The sequence below is a fragment of the Leptotrichia sp. genome (assembly GCF_057270615.1).
On record NZ_DBHIXN010000048.1, the window covers coordinates 1 to 15,381 of the forward strand.

The window sequence follows — 15,381 nt, forward strand, 5'->3', positions numbered from 1 at the left end:
CAATTCATCTCCCACTTATAGAAAGCCTACGACTTCTTGCTATCTTTTGTTAAAATTGTCGTGATTTTTTGGAAATAAAATCGACTGTTTGAGCGAAGCGAGTTTCGATTTTATTTTCAAAAAATGCTTAGACGAGCGGGGTTCTCAAAGGGGATGGCGACTGATCCCCTTTGAATCTTTAAAAGAAAAAAACATAACAATAAAAGAAATAATTATTATTTACAAAAATGAAAAATACTTATAAAGAAAAAAATCTTTTAGATGAATGATTTAGGATTTTATATTAAACAAAATTTACTATTACTTACACCAAAAATAAAATTTTAAAAAAAGTCTGATACATAATAATTCGAGCTTGTTTTTAATAAATCAAGAACTTCTATTGGCTTTTTAACTACATTTATTTTATAATCATTGTAATAATATTTTGGATTTTTTCCTCCTACAAATACTACTGTATTGTTTTCATTATAAGTATAACCGTGATACTCGCTATTTTCAAGTAGTAGCAATGTTCTTTTTAGCTTTAACTGATTTTTAGCAAGTTTTTCAATTATTTCATTTGGAAAACCTGTTAAATAAATATTTCTTTGAAGTTCTGGCAATACTGCTTGATCTTCTAATTTATCAGAGATTAAAATATCTTTGTCAAATTTGTATACTGAATCATCTTTAAATTTATTTAATCCTGAATTTTCATAAGTTTCTTTTATAAAAAATTCAACATTTGATTTTTCAAAGTTTTCTACAACTTCTTTTCGATTATTTCTCAATTCTTCAATTAAAAATTCTTTATCCAATTCCGAATAGACATTTTTAGGATTAAAATCTGTTTTATTCAAAAGTTCATAAAGAACATAAATTTGTCTATTCAAATATTCCTGATCTGTTCCCACATATTCAGTAAAGTTAACTCCTCTTGACATTGCAATTATTTGTTGTTTATAGTATTCATCCAACGAAGATGCTGGTAATTCCAATATTTTTTCCTCTTCTGAAAGCTGATCGACTTTTATATCTTGCATTTCCTGATAAAATCTATCTTCCAAAAGCAATGAATATTTTTTCCCTTTTTTTATATCTTTCAAAAAAGCATTAAATTCATTGTAAAATCTATTTTTTCCAAATAAGTCTGTCGGATACGTAATTTCAAATAGTTTTATTTCATAATTTCCTGGTATTACTTTTCTCATTTTCTCTTTTCCATCAATCATCACTTTTACCTTTTTAAATCTTGGCTGCTCTTCTTCTCTCCATTTTATCTCCTTTTTTATTTTATCAAAAAGAGCAAAACTTGTCATACTGCACCCAAGCAACATTAATATTATTAATTTTTTCAAGTTTTTCCTCCTGAAAGTTTTTATTTTTTGTTTTTTTAATTTCAATCTTTATATAGATATGTTCAATAACCTGAGTTTTTTTATCTCTGCAAGGGGGCAAAACCTCTTGCTTCAGAATATTTATTTTAAATTCTGAGCTTGTATAGTTATCGAACAGATCTATTAGAAAAAATAATTTATCTAAATACTTTAAATTTAATTTATAGATTTTCTTTTATAGAAATAGCAATATTTTCTGGCACAATTTCCATCAGTTCCTCCAATGTTGCATTTCGTATATTTTTTATTAATCCAAATTTTTTTATTAATTCCTTTTTACGCTTTGGTCCAATTCCTGAAATGTCGTCCAACGCACTTTTGACATTACGCTTACTTCTCAATTTTCTGTGATGTGTAATTCCAAATCTATGAGCTTCATCTCTTAATCTTTGCAAAATTTTTAATGTTTCATCCGTTTTTTCAAATAAATACGGCTCACTTTCATAACTTTTAAAAATTTCCTCTTCCCTTTTTGCAATTCCAATTACATCGGTATGCTCCATTTTTCCAAGTTTTTCCATCACATCCACAGCCACTCCAAGCTGCCCTTTTCCACCATCAATTAGAATCAGATTGGGCATTTTCTCGTTTTCTATTTTAGAATATCTTCGTGTTAATGCTTCCCTCATCATCAAAAAATCATCTGGCGTATCTTTTACAGTAATTTTAAAATGCCTATATTCCTTAGGCGTTGTTTCCCCGTCAATAGCCACAGTCATTGCCGCAACTGCATCTTTCCCTTGAATATTTGAAATATCAAAACAGTCAATTCTGTAAGGAAAACTTTTTAACCGTAATTCTCTTTTTAAATTATGAAGCCCTTCCTGAACCATACGACGTTTTCTGTAATATTTCTCAACTTCTTCCCGTAAGTTCAAATATCCCATTTCCAAAAGCTGCAATCTTCGGCTATTAATCTTTGGAAAATGAAGTTTTACTTCCTTATGTTTTTCAATTTTTGCCCATTCCTTTATCAAAAATTCGCTTTGCAAAAATCGTTCATCACAAATAATATGCTTTGGAATATTCCTCTTTTCATAATAAGAAGTAATCAACCTCTCAAAAAGACTTTCCTCTTGACTTCTTTCCATTGAAATTATTATGTGATTTTTATTAATAACTTTCCCTTCCCGAATATTCAGCACACATAAAAACACATTTTCTCTTTTTTCCTCAAATACAAACACATCCTCGTCAATTTCCTTGCTATACTCGATAATTTGTGTTTCCAGCATTCTTTTTAACACAGCCAATTTTTCACGCTCGTTAATCGCACGCTCAAATTCCATTTCATCACTAAACTGTTTCATCCGATTTTCCAGCATTTCAAGAACTTTATCAGAATGTCCCTTCAAGAAATTTTTGAAATTGCTTACATTCGTACTGTATTCATCTTCAATATCTTTGTATTTACAAGGTGCGGGGCAAGTTTTCATGTAATACTTCAAGCACGGCTTTGTAATTTTGTCCATATTTCGATTACAATCTCGAACTGGAAATATCTTAATAAGCGACTTCATTGCAAAAAATATTCCCATTGGATAAGGCCCAAAATATTCGGCATTCTCATTTAATTTTTTTGTACTTCTCACAATTTCCACCTTTGGAAATTTTTCCTTTGTAAACTTTATATACGGATAAGTCTTTTCATCCTTTAACAAAATATTATATTTTGGCTTATTCTTTTTTATCAGGTTATTTTCCAGAATAAGTGCCTCAACTTCTGATTTACAGATAAAAAACTCAATATCCCTAATATTTTTAACTAATTCCAGCGTTTTCTGATTATGCGAATTTACATTTGTAAAATAAGATTTTACTCTATTTTGCAAATTTTTTGCCTTTCCTACATAAATAATCTTTCCTCGTTCATTTTTCATCAGGTAAACTCCGGGATTTGTGGGAATATCCTTATATTTAACTGGCGATTTTATTTCTTTTTCTATTTTTTCTGTCTTTATTTCTTCTTCCATTTTTGTATTTTTTTATTCTTTCTTTTAAATTGTATAAATTAAGTAAAACTAAATTTCCTTTTTATCTCCCACTTCTCTATGAAATTTCCCAATATGATAATCTATTTTTTGCGAAAGATCATCATAAAGTTTATTTACAAAAGTAGCCGAACGATGCTGTCCGCCTGAACATCCGATCCCTATACGTAAATGTGATTTCCCTTCCTTTTCATATTTTGGAATTAAATACAAAAGCATATTTAAAAGCATTTTATAAAATTCCTGACTTTCTGGAAGCCCCATAACGTAATCTTGCACTTCCTTATGATTTCCAGTTTTATTTTTTAAATTATCAATATAATAAGGATTTGGCAAAAATCTTAAATCAAACATTAAATGTAAGTCTAAAGGAATTCCATATTTAAATCCAAAGGAAGTTAAATTAACACTTATTTTTTTTCTTTGCCCTGAAAATTCCTTTTCTAAAATTTCCTGCAACTTCTTCACTGTCAATGTACTAGTATCAATTACTAAATCAGCTTTTACCATAAAATCCTTTATAATTTTACGTTCTGCCTTTATATTGGCAAGCAGCGTGTCATACATATTCAATGGGTGCTTTCTTCTGGAAAGCTCATATCTGCTAAGCAAAACATCTGTTCTTGCATCCAGATAGATCATAGTATGAGATATTTCCTCCTTGTCCAATATTTCCAGCTGTTTTGTCAACTGTTCGATAAATTCCTGATTTCTAACGTCTATTGCTATTGCCACCTGGTTTCTTTTTCCACTGCTAATAAATATTTCATTCAAATACTGAAACAAATTAATAGGAAAATTGTCAATACAAAAATATTCCCTATCCTCAAAAAATTTCATTGCCTCAGATTTTCCAGCTCCACTCATTCCAGTTATTATAACTAGTTCTTTTTTTATTTTATCCATACAAATTCCTCTTTAAAAAATAAATTTATTTTTCCAATTTCTCTTAAAATTATTATAGCATATCTCCCAATAAATATAAATAATTTTTGATAAATGAAAAAATTAAAAAATTTAAATGTTGACAATTTTAAAAATTTGTATTACAATAAATTGTAATGATTACAAAATTAAATAAATTTGTATAATATCAAAAATAAAATTTGGAGGTATAAAAATGGATTTTAGTTTAAATCTTGGGGCTTTAGATGAAGGAAAATTAGCAAAAATTGATGAAAATAAACTTTACGATGTAACCGTAGTAGGTTCTGGACCTGCAGCTGTTTCAGCAGCAATTTATGCATCTAGAAAAGGACTTAACGTTGCAATGATAGGAGTAAAAATTGGTGGACAAATTCTTGACACAAATGAAATTGAAAATATTATTGGAACTGATTCAACAACTGGGGCCAAATTTGCCCAAGCTTTGGAAAAACATTTGAAAAAATATGAAATTGCATTTAAAGAAGGACATTTGGTAAAAGAAATAAAAGAAAACGGAAAAGATAAAATACTTATAACTGATGATGAAAAAAGTTATAAGACAAAAACAATTATTATGGCAACAGGAGCAAAGCCAAGAAGTCTTAATATTCCAGGAGAAGCCGAATATACTGGAAAAGGTGTTCATTACTGCTCAACTTGTGACGGGCCTTTTTATAAGGGGCTTAATGTAGCTGTAATTGGTGGTGGAAATTCAGGTGTTGAAGCAGCTCTTGACTTATCTGGAATTGCAAAATCAGTTACATTAATTGAATTTATGCCTGAATTAAAAGCCGACAAAGTTTTACAAAAAAAATTAGCTGAACAATCAAATATAAAAGTAATTTTAAATTCTGCAACTACTAAAGTAAATGGAAATGAATTTGTAGAAAGCATTGTTTATAAAAGCAGAGAAACTGAAGAAGAAAAAACATTAAATGTAGATGGAATGTTTGTTGAAGTAGGATTATCGCCTAGAAGTGAAGTTGTTAAAGATTTAGTTGAAACAAATAAAATTGGAGAAATTGTAATTAATCCTGAAAATAACTCAACTTCCGTAGCAGGAATATTCGCAGCAGGAGATGTTACAAATATCAAACAAAAACAAATAATTATCGCAATGGGCGAAGGAGCAAAAGCAGCACTTGGCGCATTCGATTATTTAATTACAAAATATTAATTTTAATTCGTCAAAAATTATTAAATTTAAAATAGAAGGAATATTATTTCTTCTATTTTTTTATTTATTATTACTTATAAAAAATATTAAAAGTTGACATCTATCTTATAATTGAGTAAAATATTATTAATTTAAGAATTTTTTATTAAATAGTGCAAGAACACTTGCGACTTTAGTCGTGGGAGGCTCAGTAATACCGAATTTTGTTTAAAAATATTTTTTGCTTGAAATAGGAAATTTTAAATTTTCGCTGAATAAATACTGTTTAATGCTATTTTCCATTTAAACAGCAAAACAGCTATGAATTTCTTTGCAAAGGATAAAAATCTCTTACTTAAATTTTTTAAACGGAATTTAATTTCTAAAAAGGAGGAAAATAGTGAAAACCTTAATAAGATTAGTACAATTTATATTAAGTGAAATTGCTGAATTATGCAGTTTAATTTCATTTGCAATAATGGCTATAGGATTTTATACAATACTGCCAATTTTAGTATTTTTTGCTCTTCTTGCTTTTATTTTTGCTGGAAACTGGAGCTGGCTTTTAGGTGTTCTTATTTACGTTCTAATTGCTTGTGCAGTTTTTCTGATTTTTAAAGCCATTCCAGAATTTTTGAATTTTATTTTGGGAATTCTTCTGAATGAAAGAGGAGAAAATAAGAAAATTTACAAAAAATATGAGCAATGGTTTGAAAGTGCAAGCAACCAAGAATACGAAAGAAGAAGAAAAGCTCAGGAAGAATATCAGAAGCAGCAAGACAGGGAAAAACAGTACTGGAAAGAAAAATCTCAAGAATACTCATACTATAGACAGCAACAGGAATACTCAAGGGAGCAATATGAAAGGGAGCAATATGAAAGGGAGCAATATGAAAGGAAAAATGACGACTATTCAAATTTTGATTACCAAAGCACAAATGATGGAGGAATTATTCAAAAATTTGAAGAATATCTAGATATTTTGAAAATTGATAAAAATGGAGAAATAAATGAAGATGTAATAAAAAAAGCATATAAAAAGGAAATAGTTAAAGTGCATCCAGATAGAAATTCAGATCCAGATGCTAATGCTAAAACTCAAAAATTAAATGATATAAAGGAATTTTTAGATAACCAGCTGGAATATTATCTAATGCAAAGGAGAAAAAGACAATGATTGTAAAAAATTATAAATATATAAAATTAGCTTATGTAGCAAGATTTCTAATTTTTTTAGCTTGTGCTTCAATACCAATTCTCTTAAATCTTGGATTATTTGTCATTGGTATTTGTTTTGTAATTTCATTTTTTATAGTTTTTGGCACTGATGCCTGCGAAAATATGGTTAGCAAGGAACTTAACCGAAGAATGTCAAAACTTCCTGTTCCAAAAAATCAAATCTTTAAATGGAAAAAAAGCAGTAATATTGGCTACGCATTTACAGATTTATCAAAAGGAACGATATGGATTTGCGGTACACAGACAAAATTTGAATTACACATATATTTTCTTTCAGAATTTGATATAATAGAATCTTTTGGAAAAATTCAATTTAAAAAGTATCCAGATACACTCAAACAAAATGAACTTCGAGAGTTTACAATATTTAAAAATTCGTTATAGATTCTGTTTGAGAAGGAAAATAAATAAACAGTCATAGTTTTTAAATTCTGTTTTAACCATTTTACTATAATTTTACAAACAAGTAAAATAAAAAAGAAGTTACCCAAATTAAAGTAACTTCTTTTTTTTAGATTAATTCATAAGATCAAAAGTTAAGATTTTTAAAAATTCTTCATTTTCATCGCTCATTTCCCAATCTTTTCCATTTTTTACATATTTAACATCCAAAGTTTTTTCTGTATATTTCAAATCTTTGCTGTTAAATTTTTCATTAAAGAATTTTTTTCCAAGTTCTGATATTTGACTTTGTAATTCTTCATTATTTTTTGGCATAGCTTTTGAAAGTTTTTCAGGTATTCTACTTTGAAATTCTGGCATATATGGTTTTAAATCTGGAGATTTTATAGTAACATTAATTGTAGCGTTATTTCCTTTTGCTTCAACTTTATTAATCTTGTAAGTTATTTTTTTCATTCCTTCACCACATATTTTACTAGATTGTTCTAAAATAACAGCTACATCTCCACTTGCTTTACCAAAATTCGATAAATTTCCTGATTGTATCACTTTCATTTGTCGTTCAAATTCCTTTTGTGCTGGATGAGTTCCACAGCTTACTACAAATAGAAGCATGCTTAATAAAATTAATATTTTAGCTTTCATTAGATTATTTTCCTCCTTGACATCTTTTATTTTATATTATACCATAATTACATAAAGATATATACAGCATTTCATTAGATTTTCATTACTTATAAACTGCTATTGTTTATATTTACTAAAGTTTTAAAAACATTGTTGCAAAATTAAAATAAATTATAAGCGTCACAGCATCTGAAATCGTTGTTATCAAAGGTGTCGCCATAACCGCTGGATCAGCCTTCACAATTTTTGCCCCAAGCGGAAGCAATGCTCCAACCAGCTTTGAAATAATTACTGTAAATACAAGTGTCAATGAAACGACAAAAGCAATTATAAAATTAGTTTTTTCAAGTGTTACAAGTCTTATAAAATTTAATAGCGCCAAAACTACTGATACCATTATTCCAATTGAAAATTCCTTTTTAATCACCTTAAAGGCATCTTTTGGAGAGATTTCCCCAAGTGCAAGTGAACGGATTACAACCGTTGAAGATTGTGAACCGACATTTCCTCCGCTTGACATAAGCATTGGGATAAATGCTGTTAAAATTATTGACTTTGCCAGAACTTTTTCGTAACCTTGTATTATATTTCCAGAAATTGTGTCAGAAATCATAAGAACTGCAAGCCATCCGATTCTTTGCTTTGCCATCGTAAAGATGCTTGTTTTTAAATAGGAATCATCGGTAGTTGAAGTAATTCCAGCCATTTTGTGAAAATCTTCCGTAACTTCCTGATCCACAACATCTAAAACATCATCCACCGTAATTATTCCCAAAAGCCTATTTTCATGGTCAACAACTGGCATAACGATAAAATCGTACTTTTTAAATAAATCTGCAACTTTTTCCTGATCATCATGTGTATTTACACTTACAAAATTTGTATTCATAATATCTTCAATTACAGCACTGTCCTTTTTAGAAATCAATTCCTTTAGTGAAAGCACACCTTCCAATTTCCCTTTTTTATCCGTAACATAGCAAGTATAAATATTTTCCTTGTCTTTCCCAGTTTTTTTCAGCTGTCCTATCGCCTCTTGAACTGTCATATTTTTCTGAAAATCCACATATTCAGTCGTCATAATGCTTCCAGCTGAATTATCTGGATATTTTAGAAGCTGGTTTATCAAATGTCTATCTTTTCTATCCGTATTTTTCAAGATTTTTTTTACAATATCCGACGGCATTTCCTCGATAATGTCAACAATATCGTCAAAATACAGTTCATCAAATATTTCTCGTGTTTCAACATCAGTTGAAGCGTGAATAATCATTTCCTGATGTTCACTATCCAAATATGAAAACACATCCGCCGCTTTATCTTTTTTTAAAAGTCTAAAAATCATTATTACAAGCTCTGGCAGTTTAAATAAATTTATCACATCAGAAATTTCAACTGCATTTAATTTATCTAATTCTTTTTTTATTTCAAAATATTTTTTTTCTTTCAAAAGATCTTCAATTATTCTTTTTATTTTTTTCATTTTTTTCTCACCTCATTTTTCTTATATTAGTTGCCATATAACTTCAATTAGACAATCAATTTTTATATTCTTAAATTTTATAAAAATATTTACTTTATAACATTACTTAAAAACATAGTTGCAAATCTAAAGTAAATAGTAAGAGTAAGCGCATCTAAAATCGTTGTTATTAAAGGCCCTGCCATTATTGCCGGATCCATTTTAAAAGTTTTAGCGATAACTGGTAAAAAAGCACCTATTATTTTAGAAATTATAACCACAAAAATTAAAGTTACTGAAACTGTTATTGCAACATTTAAAGGTGTCTTTGTTAAAGTTATAATTCTTAAAAAATTTATTGCCGCTAAAACTACGGCCACTATAAATGAAATAAGAAATTCTTTTTTTAATATTTTAAAAGTATCTTTTGTATCAACTTCCCCCAATGCCAAAGCACGGACTACAATTGTTGAAGACTGTGCACCTGCATTTCCCCCTGTATCCATCAGCATAGGAATAAATGAAGAAAGTATAACTACAGACTGCAGCACATCTTCATATTTGCTTATAATTCTTCCAGTAAATGTGGCAGAAATCATAAGTACAATTAACCAGCTAATTCTCTGTCTTGCCATTGTAAAGGCACTTGTTTTCAAATAAGACTCCTCCACAGGCGAAATCCCAGCCATTCTATGAAAATCCTCTGTCGCTTCCTGTTCCACAACATCCATTACATCATCAATCGTAATGATTCCTAAAAGTCTATTTTCATCATCAGTCACAGGAAGTACGATAAGATTATATTTTTTTATTATTTCCGCAACCTTTTCCTGATCATCATTTACATGAACACTTATTACATTTTTATTCATAAGATTTTGAATTGGCTCATCATCCTCGCTCGTAATAAGCTCTTTTAGGGAAATTACTCCTTCCAGCCTCCTACCTTCATCAATCACATAGCAGGTATAGACATTTGCCATATCTTCCATAACATCCCTAATTTTAAAAATTGCAGAAGAAGCTGTCATATCCTTTTTTAAGTCCATATATTCAGTTGTCATAATGCTTCCAGCTGAATTTTCAGGATATTTTAACAAAAGATTTATTGTGTGTCTATCTTTTGCATCAGTATTCCTTAATATTTTTTTTACCACATTCGATGGCATTTCTTCAATAATATCGACAATATCATCAAAATAAAGCTCATCAAATATATTTTTAGTTTCTACATCTGTCATGGTTTTAATAATCATTTCCTGATGTTCAGTGTCCAGATATGAAAATACATCGGCTGCCCTATTTTTAGAAAGTAGTCGAAAAATCATTATTAATTCAGAAGATTCAAACTGATTTAATAGTTCTGAAACTTCCACTATATTTAAGTCATTTAGATATTTTCTAATTTCAAAATATTTTTTTTCATCTATAAGTTTTTGAATAATGTTATTTCCCATTATTATCTCCTTTCTTTTTTCTTCTTTGCACTTTTAATTTTTTAAAATTTTTCTGCAAATAAAAATCAGGAGAATAACAGCAACGAAGACATTCCCTTTATCCATATTTGCACAAATTTTTAAATTTTAAATTACTTAAATCTTTAAATCTCTCTTCCGGGACTTCCTCGTTCAAAACATCCACCTCCAAAAAACATTAAAATTAGCATAAATTTCAAATATTTATATCCATTATTTTTATTATATCCAAAATCAAAACAAAAATTAAGATAAATAACTAATAAAACTTATGCTCACAGAAATTCTACCAAACAAACTACCTATTGTCAATAAATTTTAAAAAATTTGAAAAATCTTTTTAATAATATTTTATTAAAATAAATTTTCTACCCAAATAGTAAGCACGACAAACTATTTTATTAAAAAAATAATTTGACTTTTTGAATTTTATAAGGTATAAATATGTTGTATGATTAAATATTCATATAATCACATTTAAAAAAATAAAAAAAGGAAGGTAAAATAAATGAAAGCAGTAGTAGTTAATAAAGAAGGAACAGGCATAGAAGTTGTAGAAAAAGAATTAAGAGGACTAAAAGCTGGAGAAGCGTTAGTTGATGTAGAATATTGCGGTGTTTGCCATACTGACCTGCATGTGGCTCATGGGGATTTTGGAAAAGTTCCTGGAAGAATTTTGGGACACGAAGGAATTGGAATTGTAAAAGAAGTTGCTGATGGAGTAACATCATTAAAACCTGGAGACAGAGTTAGTATTGCCTGGTTCTTTGAAGGATGTGGAAAATGTGAATACTGTATTAATGGACAGGAAACACTATGTAGAGATGTAATAAATGCTGGATATTCTGCAGATGGAGGAATGGCTGAACAATGTATCGTTACAGCTGATTATGCAGTAAAAGTTCCTGAAGGTTTGGATCCAGCTCAAGCCAGCAGTATCACTTGTGCAGGAGTTACAACTTATAAAGCTATAAAAGTCGGAAAACCTCAACCAGGACAATGGGTAGTAATTTACGGTGCAGGTGGATTAGGAAACTTGGCAGTTCAATATGCTAAAAAAGTATTCAATACTCATGTAATTGCTGTTGATATAAATGATGACAAATTGGCACTTGCTAAAGAAGTTGGAGCTGATTACATTATAAATGGTAAAAAAGAAGATCCAGTTGCAAAAATTAAGGAATTAAGCGGAATTGGAGCTCATATTGCTGTAGTTACTGCTGTATCAAAAGTTGCATTTAACCAAGCTATAGATTCAGTAAGAGCTGCAGGAAAAGTTGTTGCTGTAGGACTTCCATCAGAAACTATGGATTTACCAATCGTAAAAACTGTATTAGATGGTATTGAAGTAATTGGTTCATTAGTAGGAACAAGAGAAGATTTAAGAGAAGCATTCCAATTTGGAGCTGAAGGATTAGTTGTACCAGTAGTTCAAACTAGAACTATAGAAGAAGCTCCTGAAATCTTTAAAGAAATGGAAGATGGAAAAATTCAAGGACGTATGGTAATTGATATGCATTCTCATTCTTGCTGTTGCGGACATAAACATTAATTAATCCAAAATTATTTATGATTTTAAGTTATCTTTTATGTAATAAAAAATGTAATTAACTCAAATTGTTAGTTACATTTTTTCTTATTTTTTACTTTTTAATTTTTATCATTTTAATAAGATACTAATTTATCATTTATCAAAACTCTTGGATTTTTTGAACTAAACAAAGGATAGCCTCTATCATTTAATTTTGCATCATAAACTGCTATTTTTTGAACATTAATTTCATTTTTTAAAATATATTTTGCCAATTTATTGTCTATATAAATTTTCCTTTTAGAAACTTCCTTTTTATATTCATTTTCCTTCTTTTCATAACACTTTTCCACTCCTGAACTAATTTCATATACAGGAAAATCAGCATATCCATAAAAAGTCCTAAATCCTATTATTGATAAAAAATCTTTTGGATTTATTGTACATTCATAATAAAAAATTTTACTTGATGAATTTTCAAATTTTCTATAGTCACTTTGAGAATTTTCTCTTTCATCTTTCATTTTTTCAACTAGTCTATATTCTCTATTATCCTTTGGATTATAAATTTTACCATCTACAATATTTTTATCCTCTGAACTTGAATTTGAATAATTATCACCACCTATAAGAGCATCTCTTAATTTTGACCAAAAATCTGCTTTCGTTGCTGGTGTTACCATCATAAAGGCCAATATAATTAATATTAAAACTTTTTTCTTTTTCATAAAAATCATCTCCTAAAACTTATTTTTAATTTTTGAACTAAACTTTTATTTGAAAATATTTTACCAATGATAATTGAACATATATAATTTAAAATTCATAAAAAATTTGTAAATTTATTATTTAAAAAAGTCTATCAAAAATTAACTCTCATACCAGCTGTAAATACATTATTTTTAGCCTTTTTATCAATTTTTCCATCATAATTCAAATACCAGGCAAATTTTGAACTAACTTCATTTAAAACTCCAGCTCCTACCCATGTTTGGTTCTTTGAAAGTCCTATTCCCTTTACTTTAAATTTTGCATCTGGTAGTCCTGAATATGATGCTTTAAAATTCAAATCTTCATTATTAAATGCCCTTTGATGTGTTATATATCCTTGTAATGTAGTTTTTGAACCATTTTCAAAATTAAATTTCTGACTAACTCTAACTCCAGCAAGTCCACTTGTTTGTTTGTAAGTCTTTTTATCCGCCTTTAATCCAAATTGGCTATTTTCCTCATGAAATGCTCCTCTTTGAACTGTATCGTGCGAGATTCCAGCAAATGGTGTCAATACAAAATCACCTTTTTTCACATCATACCCTGTTTCTAAATATCCTGAAATTACTTTATCATTATGCTCAATTTTTCCTCGTGAAATATCATTTTCAGATAAAATAATATCCCTTTTAACTTCACTATTTACAAATCCAAGTCCAACTCTTCCTTGCAAATACATCGGATTATCTTTATTTCCAACTCTTCCATACAATGAAATTCCAAAATTATCCGCATCTGATTTTCCACCATGTCTATCAAATTTCACATTCCCTTTTGAATAAGCTAAAGCTGTTCCTAAAATCAAATTTTCTCCAAATTGCTTATCAATTCCAACCTGTCCTCCATAAACTTTAGTTTTTCCTTCAGCATACCCATTTTGTTTTAATTTCCCATTAGCTCCAATGGAAGAAATCCATAATCCAAATTTATCACTAGTATTATCAAGCGTTCCGAGCATTACAAGTCTATTTGATAAATCCTTATTTATTGTTTGCGATTGTTGAAATGTTAAAGCTTGAGCTGAAGCATAAATTTGTCCTGATAAACTATCTAATATACTTGAACTTAGAGATAGGGAATTTTTTTGAAGTTTTGCCGCATCTAAAGCAAAATTAGAAACATTTGCATTTCCTTCAGCTATTTTTTTATCTAATTCTTTAAAGGAAACCTCTACATTTTTAGCAGTATTTTTCTGCATTTCATCGCTATTTTTCAAATTATTTACATAATCTTCCACATTTTTTCTACTAATTGTAGCTTCAATTGAATTTCCTTTATTTTCCACTTTTCCATTAATCAATCCATCAGTTTCCACTTTTGCAAATTGTCCTTCTATTCCTTTTTCAGCTTCAATAACTGCTGATGTTGTTGGCGTTGCAGTAACGTATCCATTACTCAAAAGTTTTACTGTGCTTCCCAAAGTTTGATTTCTTTCTCTTCCATCAATTTTTATTGTTCCTTTTACTATTAATTTTGATCCAATTTCTGCTTCTGTCACTGAACCATATTTCGCTGTATAATTTCCAGTTATAATCGCTCCTTTTCCAATATTTTTTAGTGTTCCTTTATTTACAATATTAACTGCCACATTAACAGTTATCTCATTCGTATAATGATCTTTAGTAATTTCTCCTATCACAGTATTAGGATTTGTAATTAATGTACCATCCGTTTCTATTTCAATATTTCGAGGAGTAAATTTTCTCTTAACATCGAGTGTTCCACTTTTTATTATTGTTTCATATCTAGAAGTATTGTCTCCTTTTAAAATTAGTGTTCCACCATCTACTTTTATTTTATAAAAAGAATTTTTACCTTCTAAAACTAATGTTCCTTTTCCACTTTTTTCTAAATCTGTATACGAACCATAAATATTATTTTTAAAAACCCAAGTTTTTGTATTTGGAACATAAAATTTGCTCGTTCCATAATCTAATCTTTTTGGTCCATTTAAAGCAGTAGTAGCATCTAAAAGTCCATATCCAAATACATCATCCACTCCTGCTGCTCCGATATCAGTAGCTGTTGAAAGAATTATGTCTCTAATCATATCCATTTTCATTCCAGGAAATTTTTCACGTACCTGATCTACCGCTTTTGCAACATTTTCCGCTGCTTTTGCTGATGTTCCATCTTCACTTACCGCAGTTATAGTCCATTTACTAGCTACCCCTGCATTTGACAATGGTTCTAAATCCTTCCATTCCAATCCTGCAGTTCCAGATTTATTCACAAGTGCAACTACATTTATCCAAGATTTTTCCAAAGTTTTTTCAAAATAAGGAAGTCCTCCTTCAAGTGACGGATTTTTATTTCCTCTGATGTCCCCCGCTGGCCAAATATCTGAACCTCCCACAACTAAAGTTGCAGGGTTCTAAAATCTTTAAAATTATTTAAAAATTTTCTAAGAAGTTTGATAGC

At 29.0% G+C, this 15,381-nt stretch carries 12 protein-coding genes; 4 read left to right on the top strand and 8 right to left on the bottom strand.

The features are described from left to right. Positions 1 to 323: 323 nt before the first annotated feature. The 3 genes from ACO409_RS08255 to rapZ all read right to left on the bottom strand — a co-directional run bounded on the left by ACO409_RS08255 (position 324) and on the right by rapZ (position 4,276). Positions 324 to 1,340 carry a hypothetical protein gene (locus ACO409_RS08255; RefSeq protein ID WP_485556303.1) on the bottom strand — a complete coding sequence of 339 codons (1,017 nt, stop codon included), beginning with the start codon at positions 1,338 to 1,340 and terminating at the stop codon, positions 324 to 326. A 200-nt stretch (positions 1,341 to 1,540) separates the two neighbouring features. Continuing rightward, positions 1,541 to 3,352: an excinuclease ABC subunit UvrC gene (uvrC, locus tag ACO409_RS08260; RefSeq protein ID WP_485556304.1), complete on the bottom strand. Its 1,812-nt coding sequence runs from the start codon at positions 3,350 to 3,352 to the stop codon at positions 1,541 to 1,543. Positions 3,353 to 3,400: 48 nt separating this feature from the next. Next, complete coding sequence (gene rapZ / locus ACO409_RS08265) at positions 3,401 to 4,276, bottom strand: RNase adapter RapZ (protein WP_485556305.1); 876 nt, start codon at positions 4,274 to 4,276, stop codon at positions 3,401 to 3,403. A 214-nt stretch (positions 4,277 to 4,490) separates the two neighbouring features. On the opposite strand from rapZ, the gene ACO409_RS08270 reads away from it, so the two are divergent. The 3 genes from ACO409_RS08270 to ACO409_RS08280 all read left to right on the top strand — a co-directional run bounded on the left by ACO409_RS08270 (position 4,491) and on the right by ACO409_RS08280 (position 7,076). Then, positions 4,491 to 5,474, top strand: coding sequence for an FAD-dependent oxidoreductase (locus ACO409_RS08270; RefSeq protein WP_485556306.1), 984 nt, complete (start codon positions 4,491 to 4,493; stop codon positions 5,472 to 5,474). A gap of 379 nt (positions 5,475 to 5,853) precedes the next feature. Next, complete coding sequence (locus ACO409_RS08275; protein WP_485556307.1) at positions 5,854 to 6,630, top strand: DnaJ domain-containing protein; 777 nt, start codon at positions 5,854 to 5,856, stop codon at positions 6,628 to 6,630. Further along, entirely contained in the window at positions 6,627 to 7,076 is a 450-nt protein-coding gene (locus ACO409_RS08280; protein WP_485556308.1) for a hypothetical protein, read from the top strand. The genes ACO409_RS08275 and ACO409_RS08280 overlap by 4 nt, the downstream gene beginning before the upstream one ends. Positions 7,077 to 7,208: 132 nt before the next feature. Here ACO409_RS08280 and ACO409_RS08285 read toward each other — a convergent pair whose 3' ends face one another. The 3 genes from ACO409_RS08285 to mgtE (ACO409_RS08295) form a co-directional block, all read right to left on the bottom strand. Continuing rightward, positions 7,209 to 7,739: a DUF5105 domain-containing protein gene (locus ACO409_RS08285; protein ID WP_485556309.1), complete on the bottom strand. Its 531-nt coding sequence runs from the start codon at positions 7,737 to 7,739 to the stop codon at positions 7,209 to 7,211. Between the two features lie 115 nt (positions 7,740 to 7,854). Next, entirely contained in the window at positions 7,855 to 9,204 is a 1,350-nt protein-coding gene (gene mgtE, locus ACO409_RS08290; protein WP_485556310.1) for a magnesium transporter, read from the bottom strand. A gap of 89 nt (positions 9,205 to 9,293) precedes the next feature. After that, on the bottom strand, positions 9,294 to 10,640 hold the full coding sequence (gene mgtE / locus ACO409_RS08295; protein ID WP_485556311.1) for a magnesium transporter: 1,347 nt from the start codon (positions 10,638 to 10,640) through the stop codon (positions 9,294 to 9,296). A gap of 526 nt (positions 10,641 to 11,166) precedes the next feature. Between mgtE (ACO409_RS08295) and adhP the strand changes: the two genes are divergently transcribed. Continuing rightward, positions 11,167 to 12,210: an alcohol dehydrogenase AdhP gene (gene adhP, locus ACO409_RS08300; protein WP_485556312.1), complete on the top strand. Its 1,044-nt coding sequence runs from the start codon at positions 11,167 to 11,169 to the stop codon at positions 12,208 to 12,210. A gap of 113 nt (positions 12,211 to 12,323) precedes the next feature. Here the strand turns inward: adhP and ACO409_RS08305 are convergent, their stop codons facing one another. Further along, positions 12,324 to 12,917: a hypothetical protein gene (locus tag ACO409_RS08305; protein ID WP_485556313.1), complete on the bottom strand. Its 594-nt coding sequence runs from the start codon at positions 12,915 to 12,917 to the stop codon at positions 12,324 to 12,326. 134 nt (positions 12,918 to 13,051) lie between these two features. Then, on the bottom strand, positions 13,052 to 15,316 hold the full coding sequence (locus tag ACO409_RS08310; protein WP_485556314.1) for an autotransporter domain-containing protein: 2,265 nt from the start codon (positions 15,314 to 15,316) through the stop codon (positions 13,052 to 13,054). Between the last annotated feature and the right edge of the window lie 65 nt (positions 15,317 to 15,381).

What these genes read in the sequence shown, in the direction of transcription:
- uvrC (WP_485556304.1), bottom strand. Translation starts at nt 3,352, where the DNA reads ATGGAAGAAGAAATAAAGACAGAAAAAATAGAAAAAGAAATAAAATCG.
- rapZ (WP_485556305.1), bottom strand. Translation starts at nt 4,276, where the DNA reads ATGGATAAAATAAAAAAAGAACTAGTTATAATAACTGGAATGAGTGGA.
- ACO409_RS08270 (WP_485556306.1), top strand. Translation starts at nt 4,491, where the DNA reads ATGGATTTTAGTTTAAATCTTGGGGCTTTAGATGAAGGAAAATTAGCA.
- ACO409_RS08280 (WP_485556308.1), top strand. Translation starts at nt 6,627, where the DNA reads ATGATTGTAAAAAATTATAAATATATAAAATTAGCTTATGTAGCAAGA.
- ACO409_RS08285 (WP_485556309.1), bottom strand. Translation starts at nt 7,739, where the DNA reads ATGAAAGCTAAAATATTAATTTTATTAAGCATGCTTCTATTTGTAGTA.
- mgtE (WP_485556310.1), bottom strand. Translation starts at nt 9,204, where the DNA reads ATGAAAAAAATAAAAAGAATAATTGAAGATCTTTTGAAAGAAAAAAAA.
- mgtE (WP_485556311.1), bottom strand. Translation starts at nt 10,640, where the DNA reads ATGGGAAATAACATTATTCAAAAACTTATAGATGAAAAAAAATATTTT.
- adhP (WP_485556312.1), top strand. Translation starts at nt 11,167, where the DNA reads ATGAAAGCAGTAGTAGTTAATAAAGAAGGAACAGGCATAGAAGTTGTA.
- ACO409_RS08305 (WP_485556313.1), bottom strand. Translation starts at nt 12,917, where the DNA reads ATGAAAAAGAAAAAAGTTTTAATATTAATTATATTGGCCTTTATGATG.